We start from the raw sequence: 20,032 nt of genomic DNA, 5'->3' as shown, positions 1-20,032 counted from the left end.
ACCCCTCAGCTGTCGCCGCCCTCGTCGATAAGCCGCCGTACCTCCCGGTCGATCAGGCCCAGCCGCGCCTCCGCCACCAACGGCACCGCCCGCCGATGCCGCCGCGCCTCGTGGACGTCGATGTCGACCGTCACCAGGCCCGGCTCCCACTTCGGCGCCTGCGCCACCACCGTCCCGCGCGGGTCCACCACCCGTGAACCGCCCCAGAACGACGCCCCGTTCTCGTTCCCGACCCGGTTCACGAAGACCACCCAGCACTGGAGCATGCGGGCCGTGTAGGACAGCAGCGTGTCCCAGTACAGGCCCGTGTCCATCGACTCGGGGTCCAGGCTCGCCGCGCTGTTCGTGGGGATGACGATGACCTCCGCCCCGTCCTGCACCGCAAGCCACGGCAGCACCGGCTGCCACGCGTCGTTGCAGACGAGGGTCGCCGCGCGTCCGCGCCCGCCCGGCAGGTACGCACGCAGGTGCTGGCCCGGGCTGACGTGCTTGCGCTCCTCCCAGGCCAGGTAGTTGGGGAGGTACAACTTCCGGTGGGCGTGGAGGAGTTGGCCCTCCGCGTAGTACGCGGACGTGTTGTACGCGCGCAGACTCGTGTGCTCGTGCAGGCCCACGATCACATCGGGGCCGAGCGAGGAGAGCTCCAGGAGGCGGATGTCCTTCGCGTCCAGCGACGTGTCCCGTTTCAGGCCGCCCAAGTGGTAGCCGTGCAGGCTCAGCTCGGGGAAGACGACGAGGTCGGCACCCTGCGCCGCCGCCTGACCGACCTGGTCCCGGGCCTCCGCGAGGTTCTCGTCCACCTCGCCGAGGACACAGTCGGTCTGCGCAAGGGCCACTCTCATGGCTCAGAGCCTCGCAGCGCCGGCCACCCCCCGCATGTCGGGGACCCCCGGACGTGGTCCCGCACCACCGGGGGGAGTGACCGGGCGGGCCTGCCCAAAGCCTTCTCCGCGGGATTGTCAGTGGCGGCTGAGACACTCGACCGCATGACCGAAAGGTGGGCCCTCGCCGCCACCGAGGCCGGAGGCGCCACCCTCGCCCCCCTCGGGGAAGACGGCCTGCCCTCCGGGCCGGTCCTGCACGAGCCGGATCTCGCCAGGGCCGTGCGGGACAGACCGGGCGTGAGTCGCTGGGTCTGGCGGTCCACCGCCGAGATCTATCCCGCCCTGCTCGGCGCCGGCGTCCGGGTGAGCCGGTGCTATGACATCGAGGACGCCGAGCTGCTCCTGCTCGGCCACGAGGGCCGCCTCGGCGAACCCCGCTCGGCGGCCGCCGCCTGGGCCCGCCTGCACAACGCGCCCGTGCCGAACGATCCGCCCCCCAGAGCCGCCGCCCCCGGCGCCCAGGACTCCCTCTTCGAGCCCTCCCCCGTGACCTCCCTCCCCTTCGATGCCCTCCTGGAGGTGTATGCCGCGCAGCAGCGAAGACACGAGGCCGCCGAGCACCCCGGCAGGATGCGCCTGCTCACGGCGGCCGAGTCGGCGGGGATGCTGGTGGCCGCCGAGATGAACGTGGCGGGCCTGCCCTGGCGCGCCGACGTCCACCACGCCCTGCTCACCGAGCTCCTCGGCGAGCGGTACGCGGGCGGCGGCAGGAACGCGGGGGCGGCCGAGCCCCGCCGCCTCGCCGAGCTCGCCGACGAGATCTCCGCCGCCTTCGGCCGCCGCGTCCGCCCCGACCTGCCGAACGACGTGATCAAGGCCTTCGCGCAGGCCGGGATCAGGATCACGTCCACCCGCCGCTGGGCGCTGGAGGAGATCGACCACCCGGCCGTGCGGCCCCTCATCGAGTACAAGAAGCTGTATCGGATCTGGACGGCGCACGGCTGGAGCTGGCTCCAGGACTGGGTGCGCGACGGCCGCTTCCGCCCCGAGTACACGCCGGGCGGCACGGTCAGCGGCCGCTGGACCACGAACGGCGGCGGCGCGCTGCAGATCCCCAAGATCATCCGGCGTGCGGTCGTCGCCGACCCCGGCTGGCGCCTCGTGGTCGCCGACGCCGACCAGATGGAGCCGCGGGTCCTCGCCGCGATCTCCCGCGACCGGGGCCTGATGGAGGTGGCGGGCAGCCACGAGGATCTCTACACGCGCCTCTCGGACCGCGCGTTCTCCGGTGACCGCGACCACGCCAAGATCGCGCTGCTCGGCGCTGTGTACGGGCAGACCTCGGGCGACGGCCTGAAGAACCTGGCGGCACTGCGCCGCAGATTCCCCGCAGCGGTCGCGTACGTGGACGACGCGGCGAAAGCGGGCGAGGAGGGCCGGCTCGTACGGACCTGGCTGGGACGGACGAGCCCGCCGGCGGCCGGCGCGGACGACTTCGACGAGGCGGGCATCCCACAGGAGGAACCTGCCGAACTTCCCGCTCAGGATGGGGAGTTCACCCCTGGATACGCCTCCTCCAACACCCGCGCCCGCGGCCGTTTCACCCGTAACTTCGTCGTCCAGGGCAGCGCCGCCGACTGGGCCCTGCTGATGCTGGCCGCGCTGCGGCAGTCCATCGCCGCGGCCGGTCTCCGCGCCGAGCTGGTCTTCTTCCAGCACGACGAGGTCATCGTGCACTGCCCGCAGGAGGAGGCAGCGGCGGTCACGGAGGCGATCCGCGCGGCCGGTGACCTGGCGGGGCGCATCACGTTCGGCGAGACGCCGGTGCGCTTCCCGTTCTCCGTCGCCGTGGTGGAGTGCTACGCGGACGCGAAGTAGGGAAGCGGGGAAGTAGAGAAGCCGGGAAGTAGGCGCGAAGTAGCCTGCGGTCAGCGGAAGTTCAGCCCGCCGCCGAACCCGCGAGCAAGTCCTTCAGCCCGCCGCCGAACCCGCGAGCAAGTCCTTCAGCTCGCCGCCGAACCCGCGAGCAAGTCCTTCAGTTCGCCGACGACCTCGCTGCTGTCCGTGCCGTCGAGCGCCGCGAGCGCCGACCTCCACAAGGCGTACGCCTCTTCGGCGCGCCCCTCCGCGTACAGCAGAAGCCCGCGCTGATGGCGGGCGAGCCCCGCCATGTGCGCGTCGGCCCGCTGCTCCGCACGCTCCAGGAGGTCGGCGCACTCGCGCGCCGCGTCCCGCGCCCGGGACACCTCGCGCAGGGCGCGGACCACGCCGAGGCGCACCTTGGACTCGTTGTGCCAGTCCTCGGCCTCGCCGTGGATGCGCAGGCTCTCCTCGAAGTGCGTGAGCGCGACGTCCGGTTCGTCGAGGAGGAGGTAGGCGTAGCCGATGTCGCAGTGCGCCTCCTGGCGGACACCGGCGTGCGCGAGGGCCTCGCCGATCGCCAGGCTCCGCTGGTGATGGTCGATCGCGGTGCGCACGTCGGTGTGCTCGTAGATGTTGCCGAGGTGGCTGAGGGCGAACGCCTCGCTCAGCGGATCGTCCATGGTCTTGGCGAGCTCCAGGCTCTGCCGCAGCGCCTCGGCCGCCTCCTCGTACCGGCCGAGGGCTTCGAGCAGGAGGCTGCGGTTGAGGACGGCGCGGTGGACGAACGACACCCGGTCGAGCCGGCGCCACAGGTCGAGCGCCTCGTCGATCAGCGCGAGCGCCGCACCGCTGCGCCCCGACACGTAGTTGAGGCCCGCGAGGTCGGTGAGGGCCTGCGCCTCGCCCGCGGTGTCGCGCCGGCGCCGGGCGGCGGTCACCGCGAGGCGGTTGAGGAGGTCCGCCTCGGTGAGCCGGCCACGGCGCTTGAGGTACGAGAAGAAGCAGCGGACCAGCAGGGGCAGCAGGGCCGATGAGCGGCCGTGGCGTTCGGCGAGGGCGATGACGTTGGCGAGCTCCGTGTCGCCCCAGGCGTAGGCGTCGTCGGTGGACATCGGCGGCACGGCGGGGATCGGGGCGCCGTCGGCGGTGCGCCGAGGCGGCAGCCACTCCTCGACCCCCCGCACCCGGTCGTCGCGGTCCAGGCCCTCCGGCATGATCGCCAGCACGGTCTCGCGCGCCGACTCCGCGTACCACTGGAGCGCCGATTCCACGACGTCCGCAGCCGCTGTCCCGTCCTGGTGGGCCGCCTCCCGCGCGAAGTCGCGTACGAGATCGTGCGGGGCGTAGCGGCCGTAGGCCGTCTCGTCGAGGAGCGCGACGTCGACGAGCCGGTCGAGGGCGGCACCCGCGCGCCACTCCTCCACCCCCAACAGCCGGGCGACGAGCGGGATTCCGTACGCGGGCAGGTCCAGCGCACCGATCGCGGCGAGGGCGGCGGCCGCGTCCCGGTCGGACTCGCGCTCCGACATACGCAGCGCGTCCAGGGCCACGGCGAGCGAGCGCCGCACGCTCAAGTCGTCGTGCTCCAGGTGGTGCAGCCGCCCGCCGCTGACGGTGAGCAGCTCGGCGAGTGCGTCCGGGGTGAGCGCGCGGCGGGCGGCGAGGCGGGCCGCGATGATGCGCAGGGCCAGCGGGAGGCGGCCCGCGAGCTCGACCAGCCGGTGCCCCGCGTCGAGCCCCGCGCGCCCGGAGACGGCACGCAGCAGGGCGGCGCTGTCCCCGTCGGAGAGCGGAGCCAGCGGGAAGCGCCCCGCGCCGTCGAGCGCGGTGAGCGGCGAACGGCTGGTGACGATGACCGCGCAGCCGGGGCCCGCGGGCAGCAGCGGCCGCACCTGCGCGGCGGTCGCCGCGTCGTCCAGGACCAGCAGGGTACGGGTGGGCGCGAGCAGCGAGCGGAGCAACGCGGCTGCGGCGTCCGGGTGTTCGGGGCTGTGGCTGGACTCGACGCCGAGGTCGCGGAGCAGGGCGGCGAGGGCCTGCTCGGGCGTGAGGGGCGTCATGCCCGGGGTGGCCCCGCGCAGATTGACGTAGAGCTGCCCGTCGGGAAAGTGCTCGCGCAGCCGGTGCGCCACGTGCAGGGCCAGTGCGCTCTTCCCCACGCCCGCCATGCCGGACAGCACGGCGACCGGGGGCACGGCCCCGGTCGCCCGGCCGGGCGCTTCGTCACTGCCGCCCTGCCCCGTGAGGAGCTGCGCCAGGGAGCGGACTGTTTCCTCGCGGCCGGTGAAGTGGGGCGGGGACGGCGGGAGTTGGGCTGGGCGGGTGAGGGCAGGGGTGGATACGGGCGTGGGCGCGGGCGCGGGCACGGCTGCTGGCACGGCTGTGGGGGCCACCGTGCCGGAGCCCTGAGGGGCGGGCGCCTGGGCTTCCGGACCTGCGGATGCTTGGGGTACTGGGGCGGGGTGTGCGGGGGATGCCGCGTCGCCCCCAGGGGCGAGACGCGCGGCGGACGCCGCATCACCCCCCGGGGCCACGTCCGCCGGGACCACGCCCGCCGGAGCCACGTCCGCCGGGACCGAGGCCGAGCCCCCCGAGGCCGAGCCCGCCGAGGTCAAGCGTCCCGAGGCCAAGCCCCCCGAGGCGCCCCTCTCGCGTCCCCCCAACCCCGCCCCCGCAGGCTCCCGCAGCACCTCGCGGTGCGCCTCCCGCACCAAGGCGCCCGGCTCCACGCCCAGTTCGTCCACCAGCCTGCGCCGCAGCTCGCGGTGGACGGCGAGCGCCTCCGCCTGGCGGCCCGTGCGGTGCAGCACCAGCATCAGCTGCCGGTGGAAGGTCTCCCGCAAGGGGTACTCGGCGACCAGTTCCGCCAGCTCCGGCACGAGCCCTCCGCCATCGGCCCCGCTCGCCAGTTCGGCGTCGTAGCGCAGTTCGAGGGCGAGCAGCCGCGCCTCCTCCAGGCGCGGTACGAGCGCGTGCCCCGCCGAGTCCGCGGGCAGCCCGCCCAGCGGAGTACCGCGCCACAGGGAGAGCGCGCCGGACGCGGCGTCCGCGCAGCCCTCCCAGTCACGTTCCGCGTGCGCGGCCCGAGCCCGCGCGACCAGCTGCTCGAAGACCCGTACGTCGAGCTCGCCCTCGGCCACCCGCAGCCGGTACCCCGGAGGCACCGCCCGCAGCCGTTCCGGATCGTCCAGGAGCCGGCGAAGGCGCGTCACGTGGTTCTGCAGCGAGGCGTGCGCGGACGCGGGCGGGGCGCCGCCCCACAGGGCGTCCTTGAGGGCGTCGACGGAGACCACCCGGCCCGGTTCGAGCAGCAGCGCGGCCAGCAGCGCACGGCCCTTGGCGCTCTGCACGGGCTGGGGCTCGCCGTCGGCGTCGTACACGGCGGGCGCACCCAGGAGTCCGAACCGCAACCCGTCGCACCGCACGTCCACGCCATCTCCCGCCAACCGTTGGCCACATGTTAGCGATCGGTTGGCGGCCCCTGATGGGATGAAGACATCGGGCCCGGCCCCGCCGGTACTCGCGCCAAGCGCGTAACTCGGGGGAGTGTCACCGTTGCGGCCGGGCCCGATCAGTTCCTGCGAGGCATCCTCAACTTCCTTACGGGGAGGAGAAGTTGAGGTGCTCGCGGAATCGGGTCAGTCGCGAGCGAGTCGCCGTGCCCACGCGAGAGGCACCGGTCCGCGGACCCCGGCCGCTGCCGGTCACCGGCGCCGTAGTCCGGATTCCGACACCAGGTGCTCACCGATCGCCCACCATTCGCTCACGTGGACGAGCCCCGCCCTGACGCCCCGACGTGGTATCCACCGGTAACACCCACAGCGTCCGTCATTCCGACGGCACCCGCACCGTGAACACCGCCCCCTCCCCCGGCGTGCTCCGGGCCGTCACGGTCCCGCCGTGCCCCTCCACCAGCTGCCGCACGATCGCGAGGCCGAGCCCGCTGCCACCCGTCGCCCGCGTACGCGACTTGTCCGCGCGCCAGAAGCGGTCGAAGACGTGCGGCAGGTCGTCGGGGGCGATGCCGGTACCGGTGTCGGCGACCTCCACCACCACCGCGTCGAGCGTGGCGCGGCAGCTGATCGTGACACTGCCGCCCTCCGGGGTGTGCCGGATCGCGTTGGACACCAGGTTCCCGATGGCCTGCCGCAGCCGGAGCGGATCGGCCGTGAAGCAGGGGTCGCCGAGCGTCGTCGCGCTCAGCCGTACGCCCGCCGCTTCGGCGCCCTGCTGGTGCGCCGCCGCGACCTGGTCCACGACGTCGGACGCGTGCACGGGCTCGCGGTGCAGCCGGAGCGTACCGGCGTCGGCGGCGGCAAGATCCTGCAGGTCGTTGACGATGTGCTGGAGCAGCAGCGCCTCTTCCAGGAGCGAGGAGACGAGCTCCGGATCGGTGGCGACCACGCCGTCCTCGGCCGCCTCCAGCCAGCCGCGGATGTTCGACAGCGGCGTACGCAGCTCGTGCGCGACGTCGCTCACCATGGCCTGGCGCTGGTCCTCAAGGGCCTTGCGGTGGGCGGCCATGTCGTTGAAGGCGTCGGCGAGCTGGCGGATCTCCCCCGCCGATCCCGCCGAGCGCGCGGTGACGGGTTCGGCCGCCTCGCCCGTCTTCATCCGCTGGGTCGCGGCGGTCAGCGCCCGCAGCGGCCGGGTCAGCCGGGTCGCTGCGAAGGCGGTCACGGCGACCGTCACCGCGAGGATGGCCGCCGAGAGGCCCGCGAGCCGGGTGGTGTTGGCCCCGGAGAGGCTGAACCCCGAGTTCTCGCCCGCGCGGGCCGCCGCGCTGCGCGAACCGTCGGAGCTGGTGACGAAGAGGAGCGCGGGCGCGGAGACGTACGAACCGAGCTGCTCGCGCCGGGCGCTGCCCACGCAGGCCGCGGTCTTGGTGTCGAACTTGCTGTCGACGCGGCTGACACCGCCCGACGGCTCGGGGGCCGGCGATTCCGCGGGGGTACTGGTGGGCGTACGCCCACCCTCGGGAGGAGCACCCGGCTCGGCGGGGCCCGTCCCGGCATCCGGCTCCGTGGGCGTGGGCGTCTCCGCCTCGGTGGGCGCCTCGGTCTCGGTGGGGATGTAGCGCCCGGATCGCCGGTCGAACTCGCCCACCGACTGCCACCACGTCAGATCGAGCCCGACCTTGACGGGCGGGGCGTCACCGCGCCGCAGGCACGCGTTGGTCAGCTCGTTGAGACGGTCGAGCGCCTTGCTCTCCGTACGGGTGGGCATGTCGAGACGGTAGTCACGGCAGGTGGAGTCGAGGTACTGGGACGGGTCGTTGGGCGCCTCGACCCGCGGCCGCCCGCTGGGCCCCTGGACGGCCCGCGCGGAAACCCCGAGGTCGTGCATGCAGCCCACGACACTCGCCGCCACCTTCGCCAGCTCCTTCCGCTCCGCCCCCGGCAGCCGGAAGGGCCCGACAGCGCGCGGATCGATGCGGTCCTGGCCGCCGCCCGCCGCGTCCGCGTTCCCCGCACCGGCGGTCAGCGCCCCGTCGACGGCGAGCGGATCGACGACGGCGGAGGCCTTGGACGGCAGCTCGACACCGGCCGCGCCCTTGCCGCCCTTGCCGCCCTTGCTCCGCGAGTCGGCGATGACGACACGGTTCTGGGTGGTCAGGGCGATGCGCCGCCCGGTCTGCCGGGACAGCTCCCGCACGGTCTTCTCGGCACCCCGCCACCCGGGCGCACCGGCCCCGAGACCGAGCAGTTCGTCGTAGACACGCGCGTCATCGGCGAGCACCTGCCCCTGCTCCTGCCGGATCGCGCCGGAGGTGGTCTGCGCGGCGAGCCAGGCGGTGGCGGCGATCGAGACGACGGAGACGAGCACGGAGACCGCAAGCAGCCGGGGCAGCAGGCTCTTGCGGAACGGTATGTCACGCGCCACGACGCGCCGCCGCCCCTAGAGCCGCGCCGAAGGCCGCACCCGTGAGCTTGTACCCGACGCCGAAGACGGTCACCAGATGGCAGGGTCTGCGCGGATCGACCTCGATCTTCTTGCGCAGATTCAGTACGTGTACGTCGACGGTGCGCACCGATATGTATCCGGACGACCCGTGGATACGGTCCAGCAGCTGAGGCCGCGTGAACACCCGCTCGGGCTCCGCGGCCAGCGCCGCGAGCAGTTCGAACTCCCCCGGCGTGCACTCGACGAGCCGCCCGTCGACGGTCACCTCGTGCCGCACGGGATCAACGGAGAGCCCACCGACCCGCAGCACACGCGAGACGGCGTCGGCCCCCTCGACGACCGGATGATGAGTGCCCTGGGAACGCCGCAGCAGCGTGCGGACACGGGCCATCAATTCGCGCGGACTGTAGGGCTTCGTCAAATAGTCGTCGGCCCCCAGATCGAGCCCGAGCAACAGATCGTCCTCGGTGGTACGGGCGGTCAACATCAAGATCGGAATCCCGACCTCCGGCCCCCTCCCGCCCCGCAGGACACGCGTGACACCGAGCCCGTCGACCCGCGGCATCATCACGTCGAGCACGAGCAGATCCGGCGGCCTGCGCCGCACCTCGTCGATCGCGGCGCGCCCGTCGTGGACGACGGCGACCGTGTGGCCCTCGCGCTCCAGATAGCGGCGGACCAGCTCGGCCTGTTTCTCGTCGTCCTCCGCGACCAGGACAAAAGCGCACATGGTGTGGAGCATAGGCGGGGCGTCACGGGCCTGACGGAATCCGGACAGCGGCCTGACAGGATCCTCATAACTCCCCGCCGGACTCCGGCGGCGTGCGCCTACGCCTCGTACGGCATGACCACGACCTGGAACTCGTCCTCGTAGACGATCCGCCCGGGATCCGAGGACCGCACGACCCGGCACTCGATGCCGTGCGCGTCCAGAATCTCCAGATACCCGGGTACGCGCTCGATGAGATGCGTGGCGGTGACCTTGAACCAGGCCATGGCGCCGGGCATGGCATCGCGGTCGTAGACGCTGGGGTCGACCTTCGAGGGGATCGGATACGCGGCGTCGTACCAGTCGTTGTTGACCCGCCGGAACCTCTCCTGCTCCGGCGTCAACTTCCCTTCCTTGGCGAGCCCGTTGACCAGCACGAAGACCCCGGGGAAGTGCCCCCGCGGATGACGCACGGGCGACTCGTAACGAACGTAGGCGGCAACACCGTCAGCACTCATCGCGGCATCTTCGCACTGCGTCGAGCGGGACCGGGAGCCCCCCGGAGTACCCACAGCGACGACCGACGGGCCGCAGCCGGCAGCGAGACGCGAGGGGACGCGCCGGTCTGTCCGCCCGGAGCACGGTTCCCGGCGCTCCGGCGCCGAAGCACCAAGGCGGCCACCGAACGACAGCGAGGACGGACATACCGGCGCGGCACCGCACCCACAGACGGCCAGCACCGACGACCCGCACCCACCGACGCCCCACACCTACCGACGACCCGCCCCGCGAACCCGCACCCATACGGCCGCCCCACCTCGCGCACACGCCCCACCACCCCGAAGGTGGTCCGCATGAACCGCACCCGCACCCGCATCCGCATCCGCACCCGTGCCCGCCTGGCCACCGCCGCAGCCGTCACCGCGCTCCTGGCCCTCACCACCACCGCCTGCTCGGAGAGCGACGTGGACAAGGCCAAGGACAGGGCCGCCTCCGCCACCGCCAAGGCGGGCGAAGCCGTCTCGTCCGCCACGGAAGCGGCCGCCTCCAAGATGGCTGAAGTGAAGGACGGCGTGGACGCGAAGGCGGACGTGAAGGTAGACGGCCCCACCAAATCCGAGGACAGCCGGACCACAGCCAAGATCACGGCCACCAACGCCACGGACAAGAAGGCGGACTACACCGTCTCCGTCAACTTCCGCGACAAGGACGGCAACCTCCTCGACACGGCCGTCCTCAACATCACCGACGTGGAAGCCGCCCAGTCGAAGTCCGGCACGGCCCGCAGCAACCGCTCCCTCGACGGCACACCCAAGGCAGAGATCGGCAAGGCACTACGCCACTGAAATTCGCAGGCCGCCCACTCAAGGAACGAGCGACCGCCAGATCCGCTCGGGCAGCACCCGCGCGGCCTGATCGAGATCGACGTCGTCGAAGCCGGCGAGCCAGCGCCGCGCGGTGGCGACGACGGGCCCCAGAACAAGCCCCTCGATCAAGGACATGGGCAAGTCAGCGACCTCACCCGAGTCAACATGCCGCTGCATCCACTCGGTCATGGGAGACAGCCGCGCCTCCTGAGCGTCACGAAGCTGCCTGGCCTGCGCCATCCCCAGCCGATCGGCGTACGAGGAGTGCAGGAGCCGGGCGGCGTCCGGGTTCTCCTTGATGAACTTCAGATAGGCCCGCACAAGGGCACGGACACCGGTCCGAGCCGTACGAGACCGCTCCACGGAAGCGCCGAGCTCGGCAAGAAGACGCCCCAGCCAGCGCAACAGCAGGGCGTTCATGAGCCCGTCGACGCTGCCGAAGTGGTGGTAGAGGCTGCCGAGACTGACACCGCTGGCCTTCGTGAGCGCACCGACGGTGACGCCCTGCTCTCCGGATTCGGCGTACACCCGGAGCGCGGCATCCAGGAGTCGGTCGGCGGTCTCTTCACCGCGTTGCTGCTTGGGGCTCATGGTGTCACCCAGCCTAGAGCACATCACTTCTAGAGCGATTTTCTAGAAAACCACTCCACGAAAACAACCCCCTGAACCATACTGACCGCGTGCCCGAACCCATACCGCCCACGCCACGCCCCGGCCCCGCACCCGGCTCCACCGCCCGCGGCTGCCTGGCATCACTCGGCGCCATCGGCGCCGTGCTCGTGGTCATCCTGCTGCTGAACCAGGGCGACGACGACAACGACAGCGCCGCGCCAGCCCCCACGACAAGCCAGGAGTCGTACACCCCCTCGACAAGCACGCCGTACACAGCCGCCCCACCCACGGCCGACCAGGCCACAGACGACCCCTACGCCACAGCGACAGCCCCGATCGCCACGCCCACGAGCGAGCCCCCCACCCCCTTCGAGTCGGGCACCTGCCTCAACGGCACACTCCCGGACTCCACCACGGCGCAAGAGGTCAACGACGTAGAAGAGGTGTCCTGCTCGGCAACCGACGCCCACTACAAGGTGATCCAGACGATCCCCATGACCTCAGAAATGAGCCGCTGCAACGACAACCCGAAGACGCAGTACGCCTTCTCCTACCGCTACACCCTCAACGGCTCCACGATCAACGAGTACGTCTACTGCCTGGTGGGCCTGGGCTCCTACGCCCGCTGACTCCTGCGCATCACGCGTTTGTCCGATCTTGTTCCTGTGCCATCCGGGACCATCCACCGAGCCCACGAAAGCCCAGGTCAGTTAGGTCACTGGACGCCCTCGGACGGATCTGCACCACTGCGGATGGCGGGCCAACCGAGACCACAACTGAGCCCGCGCAGACCACCCCGCGACACGGAGTCTCCGGCTTGCACGGTCACCACAGGTTCGACGGCGCCCACTTCGTGCCCCGACGCGGCTTTGCGCCAGTTTTTCAGCAGAAAAGCGTCTAAGCCATCCACGTCGTCATCGGCAGCCCGATGATGGGAGGCGCACGTTGATCACAGGCGCACCTCCGATCCTCCGGTGTCCGGCGCCGCTCCCCGAGCGGTGCCGATCGCCGGACAGACAAGGAGAACAGATGCCCAACTTCCAGACCGGCGAGATCCCGCACGGCTTCGCGTTCAACGAAGACGGTGGACTCATCCACTACAAGCACACCGTCACCCTGGCTGTCCCGGCCGCCAACCAGGCGAATACCTGGGGGGACGCCTGGTTGAGCTTCGGCTCCGACTGGGCGGATGTGCGGCTTCGGGTGGCTGTCCATGACGGCAAGATCTGGGCCCTCGTCAAGAACTGGGACATCAAGGCGGCCAGTGGACGCCTCGCCGAGAAGCTCCCCGCGGGCGCCCAGAAGATCAGCATTGGGCGTGTGAAGACCAGCGGCACGGACTCGGTGGACGACGCTCCGGTCAGCTGGCTGCTTGAGTACCTGTAAGTCCGACGGCTGTGCACTCTCGGCGCCCTGGTCCAGCACTCGGCCGGACCAGGGCGCCGGGCTGCTCGTAAGGGTGCAGTGCGCCTGACGTGGCGCTTGGCACTGGCGGTGGCGGCGCCTGGGACGACGCCGCCAGGTTCGCCGACGCCGCCCGGTCTCAACTCAGGAGGCGGACGGCTCGATCTCCCCCGCGAAGACGATGACCTGGTCGATGAGGCTCCGCCGCAGATGGACGACGTCCGTACCCGCCAGGCGGGGGCCGCCATCCGGCGTCGTGAAGACCCACTGGTACCGGGCCCACTCGTCCGGCATGTCCACCGCCGAACAGCGCACCATCGTGCCGGTCCCCGCGGGGTGGCGCCGGATGTCCAGCACGAACCGCTCGACCGCCTCGATCCCCTCACTACGGCCCAACGGTCCCCAGAAGACCACGTCAGAGGTTAGGGCCTGGGAGAGCAGCCCAGTCACATAGCTGTCGTCCGAGGCGTTGAACGCGGAGATGAACGTGTCGATCGCGGATCGCGCGGTCTCTTCCTGCATGCACCAGTAATACCAGTCGCCCTCCGAACCGCGCTCGCCCCGTGAGGCCGTCTTCTCACGGCCGGACGGACGCCCCCTCGACCCTCGCGCCGACTACGAAGAGTTCAAGGAGCTGCTCGAGGAAACCGGGATCGACGACCGGCGGCACTCGCGCGGCTCGTGCCCAGCGCCGTCGCCGCATCCGTCAAAAGCAAAAGCCCCAGGTCACGGCGAGTGAGTCCTGAGGCTTCCACAGAGCCGCCTTCGGGATTCGAACCCGAGACCTACGCATTACGAGACCGAGAGCGGTCGTGTTGCCCAGGCCCGTGTCATGTTAATGAATGCCATTACGCCCGGTCAGGGCAGGTACAGCCTGTTATTTTATGCCGCCTCGTAGGACAGAGTCCGGAGGCGTCCGGTCACCGAGCGGCCACCGCTGAGGCTACGGCCACGAGCGGTGCCGCCTTCATGCCCCCGTCGCGCCGACTGTGACAACCTTACAAAGCGAGGGTTGGGCCTCGCTCAGCGTCCTGCCTGCAAAACTTGCGGGGCCCAACACCGACAACGGCAACAGCAGTCCCGTCTCACTTCCCCACCTGTGGAGGTGCTCGACTGGACCCGTGGGGGCGTCGCGGGCACTAGCTCCTCCGTCGGGGCATCGAGGGCCAGGAGACGCTGCAGGGCGGCGGTCACTACCCGGTAGGCGTTACCCAGCTTCAGTACCTTGCACGGATACTCGCCACGCTTCGCCAGACCGTAGCCGGTGCTTCTCCCCAGCGAAAGAACTCCGTTGGCCGTCTGCAAGCTCACCGTGGGTGGTAATGCCATCAAGTACCTGCGAGTAAGGGCCGCACCACCAACTATTCCGGGTTCCTCAGCCACCGCGCTCTCCTAACGTCGCCGGGGTGACATCAAGGCGCCTTCCGTCCCCGGGCTGGTGTCCAGCGTTACAGACGTGCACGAAGAGAACCTCCCTGGACTGGGCCGACCGATTCACTCGTACGAGTGACCTTGATCGCCAGTGTCCTGACCCCCTCAAGCAAGATCGGTGACGGCACCAGCCCCATGTGACGATCCTCGGCGAAGCCCCCGCCAGAATCTCACCCATGTAGCCCCGCCGCCGGATGCCGGGCAGCGTTCCCGATCGGTCAGCCGAGGCCGTTGCGAAGGCGGCGGAGATAGGTGTCGATCTTCGTGCGGCCTTCTCACGCCCTGTGGGGCGTGATGGTCGTCGCACAACCGCATGCGATCACGTCATCCGATGGCGGTCCTGGTCGCACCCCCGTGCCTGGTGACTCGTGGGCGGCACTGGAGCTTCACGGCGCCTCGAACAAATGCCTCGTCCGTGGCCTTGCCCGACCACACAAAGGCCTCACCGGGGTTCAGCGACGCCATCTTCTCCGCGGTCAGAGCCGACAGAGCTGCGTTCGCCTTCTGCAAGTGCTTCAGCCACGCAGGTGAGGTGAACTTGTGCAGCACCATGTGGTTGGAGAGCTCGATCAGTGAAATCGGCACCGACGGCGGATCCTGGCTTGCCACGAGAATGGACATGCCCTTGTGCCGCATTTCACGGACGCTGGACACCAGTCCGTCGACAAGGTCGGGGCTCCGGATGTACTTGTGGGCCTCGTCGAACACGACAAGTTTATTGAACGGCTGTCCCTCGTGCCGAGCGTCGGCAAACAACTGCATGAGGACAACGAACAGACCCAGCGCCTCATCCTCCCCGATGTAGTCATCCCGCAGATCCACGATGATCAGGCGTCCGGGCCGTACCAGATCCTGGAGCCGCGCATCGTCGTCGATGTACTCGGCGGCCAGATCCAGTCGGTCATAGGCCAGTTGCTTGAGCGCGTCGGACAGGGAGGACTGCTCGACGCCGAGCCGGATCGTGTCCAGCGTCAGATCGTCACGGTTGGCCTTCATGATTCTTCCGAGCTGGCGGATGTAGAGGGCCTGGTTGCCGACGGCACCCATCAGGAACCGCCAGTGCGCGGCCTTCAGCTCGGACGAGGAGAACGTCAGCGCCTGTACGTCGAGGTCCGGATAGTCACGCCTGCGCTCGTCCACCCGGTCGGCGGGAGCCAGCAGCAGGACGTCGGACAGCGCCGCAGGCTCGGCTCCGTAGCGTTCCCGGAGGGAGGCCAGCTGGTCCTGGTCGCTGTTGGGCCTGGTCATGCTGGTGAACTCGGGCGCGTAGTCCTGTGTGTCGCTGTAGTGGAAGACGATGCTGGCCAACGGGTGCGAAAGATGGTTGACGCCGGCGGCGGGCAAGCTCGCCATCTCCAGAATCGATCCGAGGGTGTAGCTCTTCCCTCCGCCCTGCACACCGAACAGGCTGATGGTGTGGGTCTCGTTGAGGTCGAGGGCGACCTTCCGGCCCGCGCTCATACCGAGCAGACCGTATTGCGCGGTCGGTTTCGACACTCCGAGGAAGACGTCCGGGACCGGGGGGCTGGTCCGCGGGTCCGCCAGGGACACAACGGCCGGCGGGCGTGCAGGGGTCTCCGGTTCGCGGTCCGGCGCAGGGCCCTCCGCCTCCGCCGCATTACCGGCGCTCTCGCCGTCCACCCCCGCAGCTGCGGCATCCGCCGGTCCCGGCGCCCGCTCCGTATCGACGGAGTCTTCGGAGGCCTGCTGCGAGGCAGAGGCAGGGCTCACTGGTTCTCCCCCTATCTCTCCCACAGCTCCCGCGGCCTCTTCGGCGGCCTTCCCCGCCGTGCCTTCGCTGTCGGCCGCCGCCGGTACGACCTCCTCGTCCAGCACAGCGCTGAGCGGAGCCGGTTCCTCCGGCAGCTCGCGGCTTCGGTCGCGTGGACGCAGACTCCGTGTGGACTCTCCGCGGTCGATTCCCGGGACTTCCGCCTCCGCCAGCAGGTGGGGCGCGCTGCGGACAGGCCCACCGAGGTACTCCGTCTCCACGGCGTCCAGTAGTTCGGTCACCTGATGGCGGCCGATCCGGTGGAAGGTGATGCCCCCCTCTCCCTCGATGTCCGTGCCGTCCCCGCCCAGGTCGAAGAGGAGACCGGTCTTGGAGAACTCCAGCGCGTAACCATGGTCGAGATGGTCGAGGAGCCACCGCGCCTCGTCGTACCCCTTTTCGTCGAAGAGGCCGTAACGGTTCGCACGCGCGAGATAGTGGCCGAGCAGCGAGCGGAGCGTGAGATTCTGCAGGGGACGGTCGGGGCGCTCGACCAGGGGGTCGAACTGTGCGGCCAGGATCTTTTGACTGTTGTCGATCTGCTGGCTGATCTGTTTCTTCTTGGCGTCATACGCGCCGAGACCGCCCACTCCGGTGAAGCACTTGACCTCGATCAATCGGCACACCACGACCCTGCGCTCGGCGTCCAGGTCGAACAGCGCCAGGTCGGTCCGGTGCAGCCGCACAGCACCGTCGCCGCCCGCGATGCGGCGCTGTGCCTCGCCGTAGAGGTCGGTGTGCGCGTCGAGCGGGATGAGGATCTGGTTGTGAAGCACGCCCTGGTACCCCAGGTACAGCCGGGCGAGCGCCAGTCCGAGGACCTCAGTACGGCTGCTGCTGCCGAGCGCGGCGAGCTTGAAGGCGAAGCTGCCGGAGAGCTCCCTGAGCTGGTCGAAGAACGTCGCCACATGGCGCGGTTCGATGCTGAGCTGTTTGTCGCCGAGTACGGGCCCGACCAGCGCACGCAACTCGTCGACGGATCGCGACGAGACCACGATGTGATGGCCCATACCCGGATGGGCGGTCGCCGAGTAGTCGATGACGTATTCGGGCCGGTCCGCCCGCCCGTGGTCGAAGTACTCCACTCCGAGGGTCCGGTCCACGGTGACGACCCAGTCGCTGGTCTGGTGCACGTCGTGCAGGAGAGCCTTGTCCTGGGCCGACAGACGCAGCGTTATCTGCGGCAGGTGTCCCGGACGCGGCTCTCCCGACGTCACTGCGACCACGGCGGCCGACAGGGTTTGGGGCAGCGCCGCCATCAGGTCCCCGGTCTCCTCGGCGCCGGGCACAGGGTCCGTGGCGCCGTGGCGGGGCTGACGGCTCCACGCCACCGATTCCTCGTCCTCGGCATAGTGGCTGGTCAGCTCCTGTACGAGACCGTGTGCCGCTGCCCGGCCCGAGGTACGGGCGCCGAGCGCGATGTCGTACTGCTCACCGCCGAAGGGGTCGAACAGGATACTCAGGTGGGCGGGGAAATCGGCCGCGCGGGTGCGGAGGTCCGCGGCATCACGCACGACGACGGCGAGCTTGGGACGCAAGGGATCGCCCGGTGTGCCGAACGGCTCCGCGACGGCGGCCCGCGGACCCGACCCCGGCGAGAACAGATCGGTGAGCGCCTCGCCCACCCACGGCTCCTGGGGATGGTCCGTGAAGAGGCGGACGGTGTAGCGAAGCCGGGCCAAGTTCGTGCGGCTCTGCAGCTCTGTCAGCATGGATCCCAGCACCTCCCCCCGGCCGACACCGAGGGCGTTGATGACGAGGCTGTCCGCGTACGGGTGAAGGCGCACATACCGCTCGACACGGTCCGCGAGGTCGGCCCCGGTGATCATGCCGGAGGCTGTCGAGCCGTCGCTCACGCCCAGGGCGGAGCCCAGTCGCGAGACCGTTCCGCGGGGATCGGCCGTCTCACTGGGCAGGCAGACCTGCCAGTAGTCGGTGAACTGTCCTGCCGCGAACGTCAGTTCGCCCGTGGTGAGCGGCACCACGAGCGGGAACCCTAGGGGCGCGAGCCGTTCGACGAGGCTGTGCAGGGTTTCCAGTACTCGGTCCTTGTCATGACCCTTGGTCCGGTCGAGCCAGTGGTCGGCCAGCGCGGCCTGCCCGCACCACCACAGCACCCGCAGCGGATGGGTGGGGGCGACGAGCACCGCCTGACGTAGTCCGTCCTGCGCGTCGGCCAGATCCACCGCGACGGTGTCGGTGCGCAGCAACAGCGCCAGTTCGTCCCGGTCCCGATCTGCAGTGCCGCCGCGGGGGTTCTCCAACGCGCGGACGCATCGAGTGACCGCTCTGAGATACGCCTCCGCGCAGCTCTCCGCTTCCTTGCGGACCGTGCGGGGGTCGGTGCCTTCAACAACAAGCGGTACTGAGCCGTCCGCGTCGGCCCGTACCGCCGCGAACAGTGTGGCGCGCGCTTGGAGGTAGCTGTCGAGGTCGCTGCCTTCGGCAGGGGTGACAACCAGGCTCTCGTCGTCGCTCAGGTTCCACCGTCCCGAGGCATCGACGCTCAGCCGGGGTCCTTCCGGGGCGTACGGCCTGGTCAGCATGCGTTCCTCGGCCTCGGCAAGGGGAGTAGGCAGGTCGACGGTGACCGGGCCGGCGGGTCCGAACCGGGCTCGCAGCGGCCGGGTCTTGGCCGTGCGGGCCCCCCAACTCACCTCCCGGCACGACACCCGCCACGGATCGCGGCCCTCCGCACGGGCGGTGAAACGCAGCCGGTTGATCGCCTGGGCGAGCCCGGGAGCATGCTGGGAGCGCTGGACGGGTGGGTCGTCGAACTCGCCCTCAGGGACGACGTAGAAGCGGTCGCTCTCGTGCGGCCGGTGCGTGCTGTCGGCGCCGGACACCCGCAGGGGATCGCCGTTGGTGTCGAGGGGGGTGACCCTGACGAAGTGCCATCCTTCCTCCCAGTCGGCCTTGCGGCCCTTTTTCAGCTTGATGCTCGTCTTATAAACCGTCTTGGCGGTCTTGGCCACCGGGAGCATGGCGGTGAAGCCGGTCGGGCTCACCGTGCTGGCGCCGCGGCCCTCGTCGGTCTCGTTCTCGCTGAGGATCTGGAGGGAGAAGCGCGCAAGGCCCGTGATGTGGCGGGGATCGGGGTCGACGGTGAAGGAGACGGGGAGCGAGGAGAGCCCGCCGGGCAGCAGATACTGCCCGCCGAAGAGCCTCTCCAGCGCGGGATGGTTACGTAGGTCGTCCTCGTTCTGGCCGGCCTTGGGCAGGACCGTCAGCTCATGGACCTCGATGCCGACCTGTTCGCCGCCGGGGGCGTTCTCCTGCGGCCAGTGGTGGAAGGCGAGCGGCCAGCTGTCCGGATCCACGGCAATCGCCCGGCACCAGTGGGACGGGGTGTCGAGGCCGGTGCGGGCGGCGAACCGCACCAGTCGGCGGACGAATTCCTCTCCCGCCGGCGAGTTCTGCGGCAGCCCGAGGCTCAGGATCCGCTGGCGGTCTGTGGATGTCGCCTCGGTGAGCTTGGCGACGGTCCTGCGGTTGCGGTCCGCCTTGCGGCCCACCAGCGTCATGTCCTGGAATAGGCCGAAGTCGGGAATCAGTCCGAGCAGATGGACGGCTGCCCCGGCAGCCTCCGGGTCGTGGTCGTTCTCCCGCAGCGTCAGCAGGTACCGTACGGCGGCCCGGTCGTCCGCCGCCGCGCCGCCGTCCGTGATCCGGTCCTGGCGGTCCAGTAGTTCGGTTACGGGTTGCCGCAGCGCTTCTGGCAACTCGCGCAGCAGTGACGCCTTGAGCTTCGCGTGGACGTCGTCCAGGGACAGTTGCTCGAAGGTGGCGATACCGAAGGAGTCCTCGGCGCTGGCGCGGGTGCCGGGCGGGACGAACACCAGCAACGGGGGCCGGAGTCCGCCGTCCTCGTCGGGGTTGCGCAGTTCGACGAGTTTAGTGCTGGTCACCGCGACGTCGGCGGGAGTACGGCCGTCGCCGCCCCCCAGGACGAACACCTGCGCGTCGGGCACGAGGACACGCAGCCCGCGCACCAGCCGTGCGGCGAGATCGGTGTCAAGGTCTCCCAGCCGCATGCAGTGCCCAGCCTCCCTGCCGCGCAGCACGGCCGCCAGCCGTGGCAGCAGGGCGTGCTCCAGGGCGTCCCGCCACTGTGCCTCGGTGATCTCGGTCAGTCCGCGTGCCATGC

General features: G+C 70.5%; 12 protein-coding genes and 1 pseudogene. 4 read left to right on the top strand and 9 right to left on the bottom strand.

What is annotated here, in order from left to right; all coding sequences use genetic code 11:
* Positions 1-5 precede the first annotated feature (5 nt).
* Positions 6-842: a nitrilase-related carbon-nitrogen hydrolase gene (locus ACZ6ZP_RS21560; RefSeq protein ID WP_469407901.1), complete on the bottom strand. Its 837-nt coding sequence runs from the start codon at positions 840-842 to the stop codon at positions 6-8.
* 144 nt (positions 843-986) lie between these two features.
* On the opposite strand from ACZ6ZP_RS21560, the gene ACZ6ZP_RS21555 reads away from it, so the two are divergent.
* Positions 987-2,702 carry a bifunctional 3'-5' exonuclease/DNA polymerase gene (locus ACZ6ZP_RS21555; protein WP_351166825.1) on the top strand — a complete coding sequence of 572 codons (1,716 nt, stop codon included), beginning with the start codon at positions 987-989 and terminating at the stop codon, positions 2,700-2,702.
* A 125-nt stretch (positions 2,703-2,827) separates the two neighbouring features.
* On the opposite strand, the gene ACZ6ZP_RS21550 is transcribed toward ACZ6ZP_RS21555, so the two are convergent.
* The 4 genes from ACZ6ZP_RS21550 to ACZ6ZP_RS21535 form a co-directional block, all read right to left on the bottom strand.
* A complete protein-coding gene (locus ACZ6ZP_RS21550; RefSeq protein WP_469407959.1) occupies positions 2,828-6,112 on the bottom strand; it encodes an AfsR/SARP family transcriptional regulator in 3,285 nt (1,094 codons plus the stop codon).
* Between the two features lie 403 nt (positions 6,113-6,515).
* Positions 6,516-8,570 (bottom strand): sensor histidine kinase, encoded by a 2,055-nt coding sequence (locus ACZ6ZP_RS21545; protein WP_351166827.1) that lies wholly within the window; start codon positions 8,568-8,570, stop codon positions 6,516-6,518.
* Entirely contained in the window at positions 8,560-9,321 is a 762-nt protein-coding gene (locus tag ACZ6ZP_RS21540; protein WP_351166829.1) for a response regulator transcription factor, read from the bottom strand. Before ACZ6ZP_RS21540 ends, ACZ6ZP_RS21545 begins: the two co-directional genes overlap by 11 nt.
* A 98-nt stretch (positions 9,322-9,419) precedes the next feature.
* Positions 9,420-9,818: a hypothetical protein gene (locus ACZ6ZP_RS21535; protein ID WP_351166831.1), complete on the bottom strand. Its 399-nt coding sequence runs from the start codon at positions 9,816-9,818 to the stop codon at positions 9,420-9,422.
* 336 nt (positions 9,819-10,154) lie between these two features.
* On the opposite strand from ACZ6ZP_RS21535, the gene ACZ6ZP_RS21530 reads away from it, so the two are divergent.
* The gene (locus ACZ6ZP_RS21530; protein WP_399975868.1) at positions 10,155-10,646 is read left to right on the top strand and encodes an FxLYD domain-containing protein; all 492 of its coding nucleotides are present in this window, start codon (positions 10,155-10,157) and stop codon (positions 10,644-10,646) included.
* A gap of 18 nt (positions 10,647-10,664) precedes the next feature.
* Here ACZ6ZP_RS21530 and ACZ6ZP_RS21525 read toward each other — a convergent pair whose 3' ends face one another.
* Positions 10,665-11,258 carry a TetR/AcrR family transcriptional regulator gene (locus ACZ6ZP_RS21525; protein WP_351166834.1) on the bottom strand — a complete coding sequence of 198 codons (594 nt, stop codon included), beginning with the start codon at positions 11,256-11,258 and terminating at the stop codon, positions 10,665-10,667.
* 89 nt (positions 11,259-11,347) lie between these two features.
* Between ACZ6ZP_RS21525 and ACZ6ZP_RS21520 the strand changes: the two genes are divergently transcribed.
* Both ACZ6ZP_RS21520 and ACZ6ZP_RS21515 read left to right on the top strand, forming a co-directional pair.
* Entirely contained in the window at positions 11,348-11,908 is a 561-nt protein-coding gene (locus ACZ6ZP_RS21520) for an LppU/SCO3897 family protein (RefSeq protein WP_361467686.1), read from the top strand.
* Between the two features lie 400 nt (positions 11,909-12,308).
* Positions 12,309-12,665: a hypothetical protein gene (locus ACZ6ZP_RS21515; protein WP_351166838.1), complete on the top strand. Its 357-nt coding sequence runs from the start codon at positions 12,309-12,311 to the stop codon at positions 12,663-12,665.
* 162 nt (positions 12,666-12,827) lie between these two features.
* Here the strand turns inward: ACZ6ZP_RS21515 and ACZ6ZP_RS21510 are convergent, their stop codons facing one another.
* The 3 genes and pseudogenes from ACZ6ZP_RS21510 to mads8 form a co-directional block, all read right to left on the bottom strand.
* A complete protein-coding gene (locus tag ACZ6ZP_RS21510; RefSeq protein ID WP_351166839.1) occupies positions 12,828-13,205 on the bottom strand; it encodes a nuclear transport factor 2 family protein in 378 nt (125 codons plus the stop codon).
* Between the two features lie 633 nt (positions 13,206-13,838).
* Positions 13,839-14,012 (bottom strand): annotated as a pseudogene (locus ACZ6ZP_RS21505) (integrase); the annotation flags it as partial.
* 426 nt (positions 14,013-14,438) lie between these two features.
* Positions 14,439-20,030, bottom strand: coding sequence for a methylation-associated defense system ATP-binding protein MAD8 (gene mads8 / locus ACZ6ZP_RS21500; protein ID WP_469407895.1), 5,592 nt, complete (start codon positions 20,028-20,030; stop codon positions 14,439-14,441).
* Positions 20,031-20,032 lie beyond the last annotated feature (2 nt).

It is taken from the genome of Streptomyces sp. NPDC054047, from assembly GCF_055585065.1.
Note: the sequence above shows the minus strand (reverse complement) of the source record. Positions and strands in the feature narration are given on the sequence as shown.

Bases quoted from the DNA above. Each gene is read 5' to 3' on its own strand.
- ACZ6ZP_RS21560 (WP_469407901.1), bottom strand. From the start codon at position 842: ATGAGAGTGGCCCTTGCGCAGACCGACTGTGTCCTCGGCGAGGTGGAC.
- ACZ6ZP_RS21555 (WP_351166825.1), top strand. From the start codon at position 987: ATGACCGAAAGGTGGGCCCTCGCCGCCACCGAGGCCGGAGGCGCCACC.
- ACZ6ZP_RS21540 (WP_351166829.1), bottom strand. From the start codon at position 9,321: ATGTGCGCTTTTGTCCTGGTCGCGGAGGACGACGAGAAACAGGCCGAG.
- ACZ6ZP_RS21535 (WP_351166831.1), bottom strand. From the start codon at position 9,818: ATGAGTGCTGACGGTGTTGCCGCCTACGTTCGTTACGAGTCGCCCGTG.
- ACZ6ZP_RS21530 (WP_399975868.1), top strand. From the start codon at position 10,155: ATGAACCGCACCCGCACCCGCATCCGCATCCGCACCCGTGCCCGCCTG.
- ACZ6ZP_RS21525 (WP_351166834.1), bottom strand. From the start codon at position 11,258: ATGAGCCCCAAGCAGCAACGCGGTGAAGAGACCGCCGACCGACTCCTG.
- ACZ6ZP_RS21515 (WP_351166838.1), top strand. From the start codon at position 12,309: ATGCCCAACTTCCAGACCGGCGAGATCCCGCACGGCTTCGCGTTCAAC.
- ACZ6ZP_RS21510 (WP_351166839.1), bottom strand. From the start codon at position 13,205: ATGCAGGAAGAGACCGCGCGATCCGCGATCGACACGTTCATCTCCGCG.
- mads8 (WP_469407895.1), bottom strand. From the start codon at position 20,030: ATGGCACGCGGACTGACCGAGATCACCGAGGCACAGTGGCGGGACGCC.